The organism is Flavobacterium sp. KH_001 (assembly GCF_057840745.1).
In genome coordinates, this window is sequence record NZ_CM174520.1 from 4,549,549 (window position 1) to 4,566,217 (window position 16,669).

Annotated in this window: 7 protein-coding genes; 4 read left to right on the forward strand and 3 right to left on the reverse strand. The window is 32.8% G+C overall.

Annotated features, from left to right (window positions below):
• Positions 1-500 precede the first annotated feature (500 nt).
• Genes AC3ITQ_RS19420 through AC3ITQ_RS19430 form a run of 3 tightly spaced genes read right to left on the reverse strand, consistent with a single transcriptional unit; the run spans position 501 to position 3,845 of the window.
• A complete protein-coding gene (locus AC3ITQ_RS19420) occupies positions 501-2,681 on the reverse strand; it encodes a hypothetical protein (protein WP_489235779.1) in 2,181 nt (726 codons plus the stop codon).
• Positions 2,678-3,415, reverse strand: coding sequence for a DUF8740 domain-containing protein (locus tag AC3ITQ_RS19425; protein WP_489235780.1), 738 nt, complete (start codon positions 3,413-3,415; stop codon positions 2,678-2,680). Before AC3ITQ_RS19425 ends, AC3ITQ_RS19420 begins: the two co-directional genes overlap by 4 nt.
• 4 nt (positions 3,416-3,419) lie before the next feature.
• On the reverse strand, positions 3,420-3,845 hold the full coding sequence (locus AC3ITQ_RS19430; RefSeq protein WP_489235781.1) for a T9SS type A sorting domain-containing protein: 426 nt from the start codon (positions 3,843-3,845) through the stop codon (positions 3,420-3,422).
• Positions 3,846-4,786: 941 nt separating this feature from the next.
• Between AC3ITQ_RS19430 and AC3ITQ_RS19435 the strand changes: the two genes are divergently transcribed.
• The 4 genes from AC3ITQ_RS19435 to AC3ITQ_RS19450 all read left to right on the forward strand — a co-directional run bounded on the left by AC3ITQ_RS19435 (position 4,787) and on the right by AC3ITQ_RS19450 (position 16,615).
• Positions 4,787-10,138, forward strand: a complete 5,352-nt coding sequence (locus AC3ITQ_RS19435; protein ID WP_489235782.1) for an amino acid adenylation domain-containing protein — start codon at positions 4,787-4,789, stop codon at positions 10,136-10,138.
• A 60-nt stretch (positions 10,139-10,198) separates the two neighbouring features.
• The gene (locus AC3ITQ_RS19440) at positions 10,199-14,212 is read left to right on the forward strand and encodes a non-ribosomal peptide synthetase (RefSeq protein WP_489235783.1); all 4,014 of its coding nucleotides are present in this window, start codon (positions 10,199-10,201) and stop codon (positions 14,210-14,212) included.
• Positions 14,199-14,987: a 4'-phosphopantetheinyl transferase family protein gene (locus tag AC3ITQ_RS19445; RefSeq protein WP_489235784.1), complete on the forward strand. Its 789-nt coding sequence runs from the start codon at positions 14,199-14,201 to the stop codon at positions 14,985-14,987. Before AC3ITQ_RS19440 ends, AC3ITQ_RS19445 begins: the two co-directional genes overlap by 14 nt.
• 1,250 nt (positions 14,988-16,237) lie before the next feature.
• Positions 16,238-16,615 carry a hypothetical protein gene (locus AC3ITQ_RS19450; RefSeq protein WP_489235785.1) on the forward strand — a complete coding sequence of 126 codons (378 nt, stop codon included), beginning with the start codon at positions 16,238-16,240 and terminating at the stop codon, positions 16,613-16,615.
• The last annotated feature ends 54 nt before the right edge of the window (positions 16,616-16,669 follow it).

Sequence of the window (16,669 nt, forward strand, 5' to 3'; positions counted from 1 at the left end):
TTATTAACAATATTTCTGACCAAACAATCAATTTTGTTTTGTCAATTTTAAATTTCGCTCAAAAATATGCATTTTTCATAGTTTTAAATAATAAATCTGTCCAACGGATTTTAAAATCGATAAAATGCAATTAGTCGCCTTCTATAGCCGATTTAAGCCGTTTAAAAATTATATTTAACCAGATAATAACCACAATAACGACGCGTTGCCAAACAAAGCCTTTATCATTATGACAATGAAAAAAGGAAAAATCTTGCCAAAAATAAATTTTAATTAAAACGGTGCACGAAAATTTTTGAAATCAGATTTTATAAACTACGAAAGTATCTGATTTTTTTTAGAACTCATTTGGAATTTTGATCCATAATTATCCAAATAATAAAAGAAGCAAGATAGTACGTCTAATAACTATATAATGCACAAGAGGTATTTAAAACAAAAAACTGATCAATAAAAAAATTGATCAGTTAAGTTAGATGGTATATCAAAAATTATACTGTTTATCGTGTTACTAAAAGCTGCGGATAAGGGTTAGAAGCTGTATTTATAATTACGGTTGCCGTACCTTCTTTTACATTTACTAACAGCTTGCTAAGTGTGGAGTTTGACTTAAAATTACTATTCATAAATACTCCTGAATATTTACTGTTCCAATCTCCATCTATCACTAAAGAAGATACTGTACTTGTTACAGTAGAGTTTGTTATATAGGCATTTACAGGATTATATATAACAGATGAAAATAAGGTCGTTGCATCTGAAAAATTACATCCTTCAATATAGGAGTTAATAGCTTTAATAGTTGAAGCTGTAGTGCTGTTACTGTAAAAATTAGAATTATAAAGAGAGATATCTCCACTGCTTATAACTTGCTTTCCTGTAAAACCTGTAAAATCACAATTCGCAGCTATTGGATAATTATTTCCACCTAAGATAAGAGCGGATTGTCCTCCGCTAAATTTACAATCTACCCAGGCATTTAAATTGTCTGCCCTTGTTGCCAACATAGAAACCGCTGTATTGCAATTTATAAACTGACTTCTGTAAAACATTGTTTTATCAACAAAGCTGGAATGATCAGAATCTCCGTTTACAAGAGGATCTTGAAAAAATCCTTTATTGCAATTTACAAAAGAAATATTATCAAAGAAATTATTATCGAAGCCCATCATTTTATCTAACTGAAAGCCATAATTTTGATCTCTAAATACTACATATTTTAACCATACAAAACTCATATGTTGTGTACCAAAGTTTTGTGATGAATAAACACCTACACTGCCGCCTTGCAGCGTCAAATGTGCCAATACAAAATTATCGTCCTGACCACCCGTAAGCGTTATTAAAGGGAAATCATCTTTCAAACCTACTATTGAAGTTTTTCCTGTACCCTTACCCATAATTCCATGAGCTCTGTCAAGAGGGACTTTTAAAGTCGAACTAATATAATAGACACCCTCAGGAAGTTCTGCGACTCCATTTGTATTTATTAAATTCTGAATATAAGTTGTACTATCTGGTTTACCTACTCTGTCAGATCTCCAATTTGCACCTGTCGGATCCGGTAATGTCTCCCATGCTGGTCGACTCCAGGGCGTGTATTTATTTCCCAGAATAGAAGCACTAAGATTTGAAACTATTGCTGTATTAGTTATAGCAGTAGTTTGTTCAACATTATTATATTTTAGAGTGTTGGTATTATCTAAATTTCCCAAGAGATCATACCCGGTAACTGTCCCGCTCCCTCTTTTATATCCCCCTAAAGCAGCTATCATTATCATGTTAGTTCTCGGTGATATTACATCAAATTCTGTAAAAAGTTTTTTATTTAATATAGATACATTGGCAGCATCGATATCATAAGCTCCGGTTCGAACAGCAGAATATGAGTTACCACCTCCTAAATCTGTTATTTTAACATTGCCCATATTACTCGCCTTAAACATAGCTTTGGTTCCGTCTCCGGTAAGATTCCAGCCTTCTGCATCAATACCAACAAAAGTAGCCGATACTAAATTATTCAGTTCGCTTGTATCTCCATGAGGTGTTAGAAAATTGGTGTGCAAATTCACATTACCATAACTAGGAGTTGCGGTATTTCCTTTCATAGTCAAAACCGTCGTTAACCCTCCTGATTGGTGTTTTATAAATTTATTATTTCTAAAATAACCAGACTGGCTACAATCTATTAAAATATTACCACCGTAATTTATAAAGGTATTATTTGTAAACGTTGCATTTGTTGCTTTTAAAGTTGCCCACTTTATAGATTTAAAAGTACAATTAGAAATTACTCCTCCTGCCTGAAGCGTTATCGTTTTATCTTGTGGAAGTAAGTTTTCTAAAACCACTCCTGTACTTCCGGCTGTTATGGTAATATTAGATACTTTGGTTAATGATGGATAACCATAAAGCCTTTGATTGCTTTTCATGACAATATCTACTCCTGAATAATCCCCTTTTTCTAATCGTACAGCACCATGCAAGTCTAAAGCCGCCTGAAGATTCGCTTTTTGAGCAATTGGTAACAAAAAAGCTTCAAAATATTTAATTTCTTCTAATTGATTATTGACCCCTGGTGGTATTTCTGGAGTTTTTACGGGAGCATCATCAATAGCATAATGATAGTTTTGTGAAAAAACTATAGTCGTAAAGAGTAAAAAAAATATTAAATGTTTCATTGTCCAGATATAATATAGGAATTTGTGCCCGTTTTTCTAAGAAAGCCAAACCTTACGTTTCCAGAAACACTGGTAAACTTTGCACTACCATTTGCTTTGTAATTAATTGACACTCCTGAAGGGGCTAGTATAGTCAATACAGCACCGTTATGCGCTTCTAAATTAATAGTCTCCCCTATTAGCATACTACTAAAATTGGCGGTTAATGTTAATGTGGCTGATGTTGTACACTCTATTGTATTATTTACATCCGCAGCAGCAATGTTTCTTGAAGAAGTGAATGAAATAACGGTTGCTTTGGTAATTGGAGTAGTTACCCCTCCGGTTAATCTGTCGGCTGTTTTTGCATGTAACGCATATGGCACACTCAAAAGCTGTGTAACTCCGGTAATATTATAATTAGAACCACCCTTTACATCAACTTGCGTTTCTATAAAATAAGGGCCTTTATCCCAGGCTATCTGGCTAAAATTACCTATCGAAACTGTTCCTGTTCCAATTTCAAGAGAAACTAAACCATTGTTATTCGTAGTAGGAGAATGCGTTTCCTGATATACACTTGTTCCGTTAACAGTACTTTGATGTATAATAACTTTAAGGCTAATTCTCGAATTCATGATCAGACTATTATCTTGTGCGCGAATAATTGCCTGATAACTCATTTTTTCAGGTGCTTGAGCAAATACTGTAAAGGTAAAAGTCAAAAATAAAAGTATCGTAAGTGCAATTTTCATTGTATTATTTTTTTAATATTTTAAAAGATTTATAAAGTTTGTTATCCACATATACCGTAAGTACATAAAGGGATGAACTAAAGTTGTTTAAGCTAATCTGGGTTTCAGCTTGAGTAATTACATTTTGCTTCAAAAGCCTGCCTTGTAAGTCATAAAGACGATAGAATCTATTTGCGGCTTCCAGCTCATCGCCTTTCATACTTATATTGACAAAATCTGCCGTTGGATTTGGGAAAACAAATATTTCTGTTGTAGGTTTTTCAATTTCTGGTGTACCAAGACTTTCATCATTTTCCTGATGCTGTATACCCTGAGCTACATTATAAACTGTTTGTACTCCTATATAAGTATAGAATACCTGGCCAATTGAATAAGTTACAGAACCAGAACTTCCTGTTGCATTACTACCAGATGTAATTATGGTTTCCATAATATCTTGTGTATTTTGACTATTTCCTTTAAAAGGAAAGAACAACAGCATAATTATGAGCAGATTAATAATTTTTAAATTTTGATACTTCACAGTTTTATAGGCTTATTATTTTACTGCAAAAATATTTATTTACAAAATAAAACCGATAAAACTAATTTTAATTCCGATAAACGACATTAAATGTAGTATTTTAATGACTATTTACCTACATTGAAAAAATCCTTTATAGCGTTCCTGTCTCTTTACTAAAAAATAATAATAAACCAGATCACACCTAATATGACAACTGTTATGTTTTCATGAAAATATATTGGTTGCTTCTTTTTTTACTTATTAGCATATCTGATTTCTTTAAAAACCTGAAGCGCTATTACTAGATATTTACCTTCCAAAAAACATGTAAACATCTAAACAAAAGCAACTTATTAAAACGTAAAATTAAATATTTTATTTCTGTCAAAATAAATACTGTCCTGTTCAAGGGTAAATTGGTCTCAACAAGGAATTATTGCCTTTTAAAACAAAAAACAGAAAGATAAATAGGTAGGATATTTACATACAAAAATCTTGCAGTTGCAAAAAAGGAAAATTGGTAAACGAAATTGGTTTCGTAACCAACTTATCAGATTTAATAAAATTACCCAAATCTAATTTAGAATATGTCATTCATAGATGATAATAGCATATAATGAGAATACAAGTATAAGTGAAGAAAAACTTTATTTAAAAAAACCATTAACAGCTAATTAACAGATATATACAGAAATATTTTACATCAAAATTATTAGCCAAAAAGAATTATAACTCCCACATCTATTTGTTAGATAAACAAACTATTTAGTTAAAAAAAACACTCAGTTTTAAGTAATAAATTATAAATATCATGACGTTAAACTCATCATATTATTTTGCTCAACTTTAATTTTAATAGCATTAAAATGAAAAGACTTTACAAAAATAATTTAGACAACAAGATAAGTTGGACTAAAATGACGTACCCAACAATTGCGTTACATGACCTTTTTGCAGAGCAAGCTGCCATTTTCCCTAATTCAATAGCTCTTGAATTTGAAGATGAAAAGCTTACTTATGGCGAATTATTAAAAAAGACAAACCAAATGGCTAATTATTTTCTGTCTCAGGGTTTATCCTCTGGACAAATAGTTGCTGTCTCCATGGAGCGAAGTCCTAAATTAATTATCGCTCTCTTTGCCATTTTACAATGTGGTGCCTCATATTTACCATTAGATCCTAAATTTCCAACTGCACGTTTAGAATTTATGCTGGAAGATTCTGAGGCTAGTTTTTTGCTAACTACAAAATCACTTGCAGCTTCATTGCCAATTTATTCAAAAACAATATTGGTCGAAAATGCGTTGTCTGCAATAGACAACTATCCTATTTCACCTGTTTTACTAACTGTTGCTCAAGAGGCTGTTGCTTATATGATGTATACCTCCGGATCTACCGGAAAACCAAAAGGAGTTACAGTAACTCATAAAAATTTAGTAAACTTCTTATTCAGCATGGCGATTGAGCCAGGTATAAATCCTGAAGATAAATTACTGTCCATTACTACAATTTCTTTTGATATTGCAGGTCTCGAATTATTTCTACCATTAATTAAAGGTGCTACAGTAGTTTTTGCTGATTACCAGACTACTCATGATGGACAGCTTTTACTTCAGCTTTTGCAAAAAAAAGAAATTACAATACTGCAGGCTACGCCAACTACATGGCAATTACTACTTGATTCTGGCTGGGAAACACCATTGGGATTAAAAGCCCTTTGTGGCGGCGAAGCTATGCCTTTAAATCTGGCGCATCAGTTAACTGCAAGATGTGATTCTCTTTGGAATATGTACGGTCCAACAGAAACTACAATATGGTCAGCTATCAAGCAAATTTACGCAGAAGATGAATTAATTACAATTGGAGGACCTATTGCAAACACACAAATTTACTTATTAGATGAGCATGGGCAAGCTGTTTCTCCGGGAACAATTGGAGAAATAGTTATTGGTGGAGATGGTGTTGCTCAAGGTTATTGGAAACGTCCGGAACTGACAGCTGAAAAATTTATTCCAGATTCATTTTCGACAGAACCAAATGCTATTCTTTATCGTACTGGTGACTTGGGAAAATTATTACCGAATGGAGAATTTCAATGTTTGGGGCGTATAGATCATCAAGTAAAAATTAGAGGACATCGTATTGAATTAGGTGAAATTGAAACTGCCTTAAATAGTTTTCCAGGAATAAAACAGTCAGCAGTAATCGTAAGCAATTATTATGGAAATGAAGATAAACTTATAGCTTATTTTAAATCTAATGAACAACTAAAGGATGAAAAAATAATTCATGAGGCACTTTCAAAAATTTTACCAGAAATATTATTACCCTCCAAATATATTTGGGTAGAGGATTTTCCAATAACACCAAATGGGAAAATTGATAAAAAGAATTTACCAATTCCTGAATATACCAGACCAGACTCTGCTCCTCTATTCAATAAACCTAATACACAATTAGAAAAAGATATTGCAAAGATCTGGAGCGAAGAATTAAAAATACCAAGTATAGGTATAGATGATGATTTTTTTGATATTGGGGGTAGTTCAGTATTGGCACAAAAAATTACTTCGGTATTGAGACAACGTTTATCGATTGAAGTACCTGTTTCAAAAATGTACATCTACCCTACAATTAGAGAGCTTTGTACAATTTTAGGAGAGGATAAGAATGGAGAAAAAAATAAGGAAGATTTGTTTGCGTTTAAAGAGACCAAAAGCAAAACTGTTTCTGCAGACATTGCCGTAATTGGTATGGCTGGAAGATTCCCTGGTTCTGACTCAATGGAGGAATTATGGGAGAACTTAAAAAATGGAAAAGAGACAATATCTTATTTTACGAAAGATGAATTAGACATTAGTTTGCCTGAAAGTCTTCGTAAAGACCCACTTTATATAGGTGCTCGAGGGATTTTGTCTTCAGCCAAAACATTTGATGCCAATTTCTTTGGATTAAACCCACAACTTGCGGCCGCTATGGATCCGCAAATAAGAGTGTTTCTAGAAATTTCATTTGAGGCATTAGAGCAATCCGGACATCTTCCTAAACATTACAAAGGAAGTATTGGAGTATACTCAGGTAGTGAAATTAATACTTACTACGAAAATAATATATTTTCAAACAAAGAGCTAAAAAGTTCAATAGGCGAACTTCAGATCTATACTGTAAATGGAAAAGATTTTATTGCCCCCAGAACTTCATATCATTTAAATTTAAAAGGTCCTTCTGTTAGTGTGCATTCCGCTTGCTCGACTTCGTTATTAGCAGTTGCTGAAGCGGTAAAAGCAATAAGAACCGGAATGTGTGACGTTGCTCTTGCGGGCGGTTCCAGCGTAACTTCACCCATAAATAGTGGTCATCTTTATGATGATGGATTTATTAAAAGTCCAGATGGTTCTACCAGATCTTTTGAGGCTTCTGGAAAAGGTACCGTCTTTAGTGATGGCGCAGGAGTCGTTTTACTTAAAAGATTAGAAGAAGCTGAAAAAGACGGAGATATTATTTACGGAGTAATTAAAGGCGTTGGTGTAAATAACGACGGAGGAGACAAAGGCAGTTTTATGGCACCTAGCCCAAAAGGCCAGGCTGGAGCCATAATAAATGCATTCAATGACGCTCAAATATCGCCATCAACCATTACTTATATGGAAGCACATGGCACCGCAACTCCTATTGGCGATCCAATAGAAATAGAAGGACTTAAAATCGCTTATGGTAAACAAGAAAAAAATGGCTATTGTGCTTTGGGATCTATAAAAAGCAATATGGGTCATACCACTGCAGCTGCAGGTGCTGCAGGTCTAATAAAGACATTATTAGCAATGCGTCATAAGCAAATACCTCCAATGGTTAATTTCACGAAACCAAATCCAAATATAGATTTTGATAATAGCCCTTTTTACATCAATAATAAATTGATTGACTGGAATGCCGATGGTAAAAGAAGAGCTGGCGTGAGCTCATTTGGTATAGGAAGTACCAATGCACATGTTATTGTCGAAGAATATGAGATGAAACCTTTGCCACCTTCAACGACGCGACCACTTCAAATACTCATGTGGTCTGCTAAAAGCCAAAATAGTCTGCTGAGCTATGAAAATGAGCTGGGTAACTTTATTGATAAATCAAAAGATAATGATTTAGCAGACATAGCTTATTCATTGAGTGCAACGCGCGATGACTTTAACCATAGAAGCTTCTTAATAGCCAATACTGCAAGTGATGCAGCCGAAAAATTAATTTCTCTCAAAACAAAAAGCATCAAATCCGCACTATTAAAAAGTGCACCTGGCGAAATGGGATTTTTATTCCCGGGACAAGGAGCCCAATTTTTACAAATGGGTAAAACGCTTTATGATAACGAAGAAGTATATCGCAATGCGATAGATAAATGCGCTGAACTATTGATGGAAGATTTAAATTTAGATATACGTCATATAATCTATCCTGAAATTAACTCCGGTGAAGCTGAAGAACTTTTAAAAGATACTCGTTTAACGCAACCTGCTTTATTCGTTACCGAATATGCATTGTCTCAATTATGGATGAGTTGGGGAATAAAACCAACTTTTCTTTGTGGCCATAGTATTGGTGAATTTGCCGCAGCACACTTGGCAGGAATTATGAATTTAAAAGACGCTTTACACATCGTTGCGGTTAGAGGAAAATTAATCAGTGGACTCCCTGGCGGATCTATGCTGGCTGTACGTGTACCTATTGAGCAATTAAATGAACTGCTTCCGGAAACACTTTCCCTTGCGGCAATAAATTCGAATCAGTTTTGTGTGGTTTCGGGCACAAAAGAAGATATTACTGATTTTAATAAAAAACTTGATTCGCAAGATATTCCCAACAAAATACTCCTGACCAGCCATGCCTTTCACTCTTTTATGATGGATCCTATTTTAGAATCATTTAAAAATGAAGTAGAAAAAATAAAATTAAATATTCCTCGCTTACCTATTATCTCGACAGTAACGGGAACCTGGCTTTCAGATACAGAAGCCACAAGTGCAATCTATTGGGTGAACCATTTAAAAAATACGGTAAGATTTGCAGATGCAATGGATACTGCATTTGGTTTAGAGGATTATATACTATTAGAAGTTGGCCCTGGGCAAACTCTAATTACTTTAGCGCGTCAACAAGCTGTTGGTAAAGTCATACCAGCTTTTCCTAGTCTAACTTTTCCTAAGGATGAGCAAGAAAACGAATATTCTACTTTGTTAAACGCTTTAGGAGACTTATGGATTAGAGGTATAAAGCCTGACTGGCATGCTTTTTACGATCAACAACAAAGGCAAAAAATCAAATTACCAAGTTATGTTTTTGATCGCAAACCTTGTTGGATTGAACCTTTAAGTACAGTTGAGACAGCAGTACCTCAAAAAACTGTCGTTGCTGATATACCGGCAGTTTTAAATACACCTATAGCTTCAATAGAAACAGATAGCGCTACCAAAGCAAACAATTCACGAAAAGATTCAGTTCTATTTAAGATTTCAGAAATTATTAGGAACGCATCAGGAATAACTTATGAATCTGATGCAGCATCAAATACTTTCTTAGAACTTGGACTTGATTCCTTATCTCTTACCCAATTGTCAGGTAAACTGAAAAAAGAGTTTGACTTACCAATTACTTTTAGACAACTTAACGAAGTTTTTTCAACACCAACTCTTTTAGCTAATTATATAGACCTTAACCTCCCTGAAGAGGATCTCAATGAATCTAAAAAAGAAATTGAAATCACTCCTAATGAAATCATTGAATCTAATATTTTAATAAATAAACCTCAATTATCTTCAATTGAAAATCAAATTTCATTAGAACAAATTGTTCAACAAATACAGCTTTTGAGCCAAAAGATCGACCAATTACAAAATTATCGAAATACCACATTAAATGGAAAGTCTGCTCTTGGAAGTCTGAAAACAGAACATTTAGATGCCGAAACTTTTAATCCCGAAAAGGTCATTGAAACACATGAAATCCTACAACCAGAAAAACCTTTTGATGTTTTGAAGATTAATGATCAGCAATTTTTGGAGAATAAAATCGCAGATAAAAAGTATATCATAATGGCTAACGATCCTCCTATAAAGGGCGGAAAATTAGGACGCGACGAAAACGGGAATCCAGCATGGTTTATAGAAGACTCTAATAAAAAAGGGAAGTTCATAAAAATACAGCTATTAGAATCTTGCAACCATGATTAATAATCAATTATTTTAAATTGTCACTTCACGAACTGTACAATTTCATTTAAAAATAGAATTATGATAGTAATGAAAAACAAACCTCAACCCCAAATTCAAAGTAAAAATGAAACTCAATTTTTTCCATTTTCACCTGAGATTGAAAGAGTAATCTATTCAACAAATTCTCAACAGGAAATATGGTCAGATTGTATTTTTGGAAGTAGTGATGCCAATAAAGCATATAACTTATCTATTTCGATTAAATTTAAGGGTAATTTAGTTATAGATACATTTGAGCAAGCACTAAAAACTTTAATACAACGCCATGAAGGACTTAGAGCTTCCTTCAGTCCAGACGGAAACTTTATGTGTATTTATACGGAAGGTGATATCAAAATATCTTACAATAATTTTTCTAACCTGCCCCCTATTGAAAAAGGAAAATATATAGATAGTGTAGTCAAGGAAGAAGTTAATGCTGTATTTGACCTTGTCAATGGTCCTCTGTTAAGAGTTAGTGTAATTAATGTCGAAGATTTTGAATATTTAGTCACCCTTACAATTCACCATATTATAGGTGACGGACTCAGTATCGATATAATGTTAGAAGAACTCGGCACAATTTATTCAGCGTATATTGAAAATACAGTACCGGAACTTCCAGCTCCAGAGCGATTCAGTGATTTTGCCGAAAAAATAAATTCTTTTATGGAAAGTACTGAATATCAAAATTTAGAAGATTTTTGGCTAAATATCTATAAAGAATCGGTTCCAACAATTGAACTACCATTAGATTATGTAAGACCTTCATTACGAACATATAATAGTGCTCGCCTGGATTTCCCTTTAGATGATAAAATTATAACCTCACTAAAAAATATAGGAATAAATGCCGGTTGTAGTTTGGTGACCACAATACTAGCAGCCTTTGAGATCTTTTTATGCAAGCTTACTGGTCAACACGATTTGGTTGTCGGATTCCCTTCTTCAGGAAATACACTATATGATATGCGACAGCTGATTGGAGATTGTGTTAATTTACTTCCGTTACGCAGTAAAATTAATCCTGACATTAGCTTTTTTGACTATCTAAAGCAAAGAAATTCTCAGTTGTTTGATGCATATGAACATCAACAAGTTAGTTTTGGTCATCTTCTTAAGAGTCTCGCAATTCCCAGAGACCCTTCAAGAATTCCGTTAGTTCCGGTTATACTAACAGTTGATTTGAATCGGACTATAGAAAATGAATTTTCATTTACGGGTCTTACTCACGATTTAAACATGAATCCGAGAGAATACGGAACCTTCGAAATTCAACTTCATATTTTTAAATCTAAAAATGGACCTATATTTCAATGGTCCTATAATACTACATTATTCAAACCAGAAAAAATAAATCAAATGATGCTTTCATTTGAAGATATAATGCATAAACTAATATCAGGTTCAGACAATCCATTATCGGATTTACTAGGAGGCAACTATTTAGCAGATTACGACATCTTAAATAGTACTGAAATGCCATATCCAAATGTGACTTTGACGGAGTTACTTAGAAAACAAGCAGAAATTACACCTAAAAATATAGCCTTAGAATTTCATGATTCAAAAACTACTTACGCCGGATTACATGAAAAAGTGAACCAATTAGCACATTATTTAAAAGCGCAGGGAATACAATCTGGTGATTTTATTGCCGTTTCTTTTTCACGAAGCCCGGAACTGCTTTACACTTTATTAGCCATTTTACAATGCGGAGCAGCCTATATACCATTGGATCCCGAATATCCAAAAGAACGTTTAGAATTTATGCTTAATGATTCTGATGCAAAGATGTTAATAACCAGTAAAACTTTATTTGCATCCTTACCGTCATGGTCGCATACTATTTTTATAGAAGATGCTATTGATTTATTAAACCAATATTCTACTTTACCGCTTGCTTTTACCGTTAGTTCCGATAATGTTGCTTATATACTGTATACATCTGGATCAACCGGCAACCCAAAAGGAGTTCCTATCACCCATAAAAATTTGGTTAACTTTCTTTTGAGTATGGCCTTAGAACCTGGTATTAACGAAAATGACAGAATATTATCTATAACCACTATCTCCTTTGATATTGCAGGATTAGAATTGTATTTACCACTTATTAAAGGCGCAACATTAATAATAGCAGACCATGAAACAGCTAGAGATGGAAGACTTTTACTTGAAATAATAAAAAAAGAAAACATCAATTTTCTGCAAGCGACTCCCACAACCTGGTCAATGCTTTTAGACTCTGGTTGGTCTGAACCTTTACCGCTTAAAGCTTTATGCGGTGGTGAAGCTATGCCAGAAGATCTTGCCAAAGAGCTTGTAAGTAAATGCCATACGCTTTGGAATGTCTATGGTCCAACAGAAACTACCATTTTTTCATCCATAAAACAAATAAATACTGATGATACAGTAATAACAATTGGAAAACCTATTGCAAATACACAATTTTACATCATTGACGAGCAAGGACAACTTGCCGCACCAGGAAAGATTGGTGAAATTGTAATAGGTGGTGACGGTGTTGCAAAAGGTTACTGGAAAAGACCAGAACTTACATCAGAAAAATTTATTAAAAATAGATTTTCTGCAGGCAAAAACGATATAATTTATCGTACAGGTGATTTAGGGAAAATACTTCCAAACAACGAAATAGAATGCTTAGGGCGTATCGATCAACAAGTTAAAATTAGAGGACATCGCATCGAACCAGGAGAAGTAGAACAAGCACTACTATTACTTGATGGCATAAAATATGCCGTTGTATTAGCTGACGAAAATTTTCTTGTAGCACATATTGTTCCTCACTCCAATATAGAAAATAATGAAAATCTAATACCTATATGGCGCGAAGCTTTGGCATCAAAATTACCGTCACAATTAATTCCACATAATTTTAATTTAATAGAGAAAATGCCAACAACGCTTAATGGCAAAATAGACCGTAAAGCATTATCAAATTATAAAATAATTAAAAAAGTTAAATATACCGCACCCCGAACAGAGGAAGAAAATATAGTTGCTACTATTTGGAAAGAAAGCTTAAACATACAGAATATAGATATTTTTAGTGATTTCTTCGAGATGGGAGGACATTCAATCAAAGGAGTAAAAGTTATGATTGAAATAGAGAGACACACTGGCAAGCGAATTCCGTTGTCTGCTTTATTTAAATATTCAACAGTAGAAAAATTTGCTAAACTACTAAACACGGGAACCGAAATTTATGCAGAATGTTTAGTCCCAATAAAACCTGATGGAAACAAAGTACCTCTTTTTATCGTACACGGAGCAGGACTTAATGTTTTAAACTTTATCAATTTAAGTAAACACTTTGATGAGGATCAACCTATTTATGGTATTCAGGGCACAAAACCGAAAGGTTTTGATGGATGGTATGAATCAATTGAAGCTATGGCAACACATTACATAAATGCCATCATAAAAGTAAACCCAGAGGGACCATACGCCTTAGCAGGTTTTTCTTTTGGTGGCATTGTTGCCTTCGAAATGACGCGTCAGTTAAAAGAACAAGGAAAAACAGTAACCCTAACGGCACTACTTGACTCTTATGTTGATTCTTCTTATTATTATGGAAGTTACAGACAAAAACAATTAGTCAGATACTTTGATATTACCCACAGAAGATTAGACTTTTTAAAAGAAATGCTATTGAGCTGGAAGGGTTTTAAAATGCGTTTTAATGGGAAAAAAGATTATATCTTAAAAAGACATTTTGGCAAGAACGATACGATGACTGAACAAGAAGCTTTGGCCCTTAAACAATTCATAGAAGCTGATAATTTGGTTAAAAAAATTGTTGATCGCTATCACCTTAAACCACAAAACTTTGAAGTAGACTTATTTAGAGCAAAAGATGATATTAACTATAAATTAGACCCTACGCATTTAGGATGGAAAAAAGCGGCATTAGAGGGCGTGACAATTCATAATATCCCAGGTAATCATTTAGACATTGTGTCGCCACCAAATGATAGAGTATTAGCGCGACTAATTCAGGATATTTTAGATAAAAAACATGAAGACATCTAGACTCTATATTTCTTTTTCGAATATCAAGAGCGTTAAGTTATTCTCTGGTAAGGAATACTCATTAAATACAAATGATATAATTATTTACTGTATTTATTTACCTGACTTCATCGATTTAAAATCTGATTTGTATAAGTTCCTTAATTCAATAGAAATTAAAAAAGCAAAACGCTTTTACAAAGAAATAGACAGAAACCGATTCATTATATACAGATCAATTTTAAAAATAATTCTAGGAGCCTATACTAAATTAGCTGTAAAAAACATTTACCTTGATTATGATTTTAATAAAAAACCATATTTAGCATCGCATCCTTGGTTACATTTCAATATCTCACATTCCGAAAACTTTGCTATAATTGCAATTTCACGTAAAAAAGTTGGAATAGATATTGAATATCTATCTGAAGATTTTAAATTCACAAATCTTCTTCCTGATATATTTGATGATAACGAAAGGTTAACGATTCAAAATGCTACTGACAAAAAAAAAACCTTTTACAGTTTATGGACACGCAAAGAGTCTTTTGTAAAAGCATTAGGAAAAGGTATTGATGAAGATTTTAAATATATTCCATGTTTAGATGGATATCATAGCGTAGACTTCAAACTAATAAAAAATACTCAAAACTGGCAGGTGTATAGTTTTGATCTTTCAGATTACTATTTGGGTGCTGTAGCTTTTGAAGGTTTGTCATCGTCATATAATAACTTAGAAATGTATATCATACCAAATACCATGACTGAGTTATTGAAGCTGATTCCAATTAAATAATTTAAGCAACCTCGTTCCTAAGAAGAGTACTATGATTTTGTGGGAACTAAAATAGATATGCGAGAAAAAAGCGGTTTTGCAAAAAAAACAAACTAGAGAAGAAATATTATCCGAATTTAAAAAAGCTTTGCCTAATGAATAGCTATTTTTTCAAGTAGCGAAGCCAATGGCACCGCAGGTTTAAGAAAAACAAAAACGCAGGAAATACAAGGGTTCCTAACTTATGGTTCGAATCCTGTTCTCCCTACAAAAAAGTCTTAATTTTCATTAGGACTTTTTTTATGCTCAATTGCCAACTAATCCCTTTATTGTAAGGAGAAAAATAAAAAAACCCAACTCGTCACGTCGACAAGTTGGGTTTCTACCATAAACCGTAATAAATCTCTCTATTACAAATATAATGGTATAAAGTAAAAATTGAATTCAAAAACTTGTAGTAACATAACTACAAATGTGCAGAATTTATATGACAACAATCAAGAAAGGATTCGTAAATTAAAGTACTAAAGAACACCTAAAACCCTTGAATATAAAGCTTCGCAGATTTTTTTCATTTAAAGCACCTTGTAAATATTTTTATAAACCCAAAAGCTCCCGTGACAAAATTATGGCACAAGAAGTTTTTTATAATTATTCTTTTTTCAGGACAGAAACATTGATTTCTTTTTTGAGCACAAGCTTCCTTAATTATAATTTCTCTCTGCGATGAAATTTGTTTTATTACAATCAAACCTAAAATCATATCGCTTTTGACATAAAATCATTCCAAAAATGACCTTTTTATTTTCATCCTGTAATTTGTGAGAATAGAAAAGTATTTTTTAAACAAAATAAAACCATTAAAGGGGTAAAAAATAGAACAACAAAACACAACTAACAGAATATAAACAGCTTAAACAAAACATGATTAATAAATATTTAAAATTATAACACCATTGTATGGCAAAAAAAACAAAATATAAGTCTTTGATTATGAATAAATTAACCTTAAAAAGCAAATAATTCAAATATCTCTAAAAACAACCACTTCATGGTTACAAAATATTAAAACACAAATACCTCATTTTCAGTATTTTTCAAAAAAAAGTTTCAAAAACAAGGTATAATTCCAAAAAAAACAAGAAAAAATCAACAAATCAAATCAAACATAAAAGAATTCAAAATGTTTTTAAAAATATATTTGTAAAGTCAGAACTGCAGTTGAAAACAAAATGAAAAAAAATAAAAAACAACAATTAAATACTAAAACTATGTCAGACTTTTTAAACCAATTCGGAGAAGATCTTCAAAAAAATGTACCGGGTTTCATCGCAGTTTCAATTGCTGAAATTCAAAGTGGAATGTCCTACTTTTCACAATCTGTTGTTGCAGATTTTGATCCTGAATTAGCATCTGCTTTCAACCTTGAAGTTGTAAAAGCAAAAATGAATGCAATTAGTGCTTTAGGACTAAAAAACCAGATTGTGTCAGATATCATGATTACTTTGACATCTCAAATTCATATTATTGATATTTCTGATAACAACATGTATATGATCTATCTGGCAGTTGATTCAACTAAAGCTAACTTAGGGATGACGAAATCAATTCTGAACAAGTATAAAAAAGAAATTGCTTCTAAATTATAATGGATTTGAAATCGTAAAATGGCTGGCTTTTAATGGCTGGCCTTTTTTTTAAAA

What these genes read in the sequence shown, in the direction of transcription:
- AC3ITQ_RS19425 (WP_489235780.1), bottom strand. Translation starts at nt 3,415, where the DNA reads ATGAAAATTGCACTTACGATACTTTTATTTTTGACTTTTACCTTTACA.
- AC3ITQ_RS19450 (WP_489235785.1), top strand. Translation starts at nt 16,238, where the DNA reads ATGTCAGACTTTTTAAACCAATTCGGAGAAGATCTTCAAAAAAATGTA.
- AC3ITQ_RS19440 (WP_489235783.1), top strand. Translation starts at nt 10,199, where the DNA reads ATGATAGTAATGAAAAACAAACCTCAACCCCAAATTCAAAGTAAAAAT.
- AC3ITQ_RS19430 (WP_489235781.1), bottom strand. Translation starts at nt 3,845, where the DNA reads ATGGAAACCATAATTACATCTGGTAGTAATGCAACAGGAAGTTCTGGT.
- AC3ITQ_RS19420 (WP_489235779.1), bottom strand. Translation starts at nt 2,681, where the DNA reads ATGAAACATTTAATATTTTTTTTACTCTTTACGACTATAGTTTTTTCA.
- AC3ITQ_RS19445 (WP_489235784.1), top strand. Translation starts at nt 14,199, where the DNA reads ATGAAGACATCTAGACTCTATATTTCTTTTTCGAATATCAAGAGCGTT.
- AC3ITQ_RS19435 (WP_489235782.1), top strand. Translation starts at nt 4,787, where the DNA reads ATGAAAAGACTTTACAAAAATAATTTAGACAACAAGATAAGTTGGACT.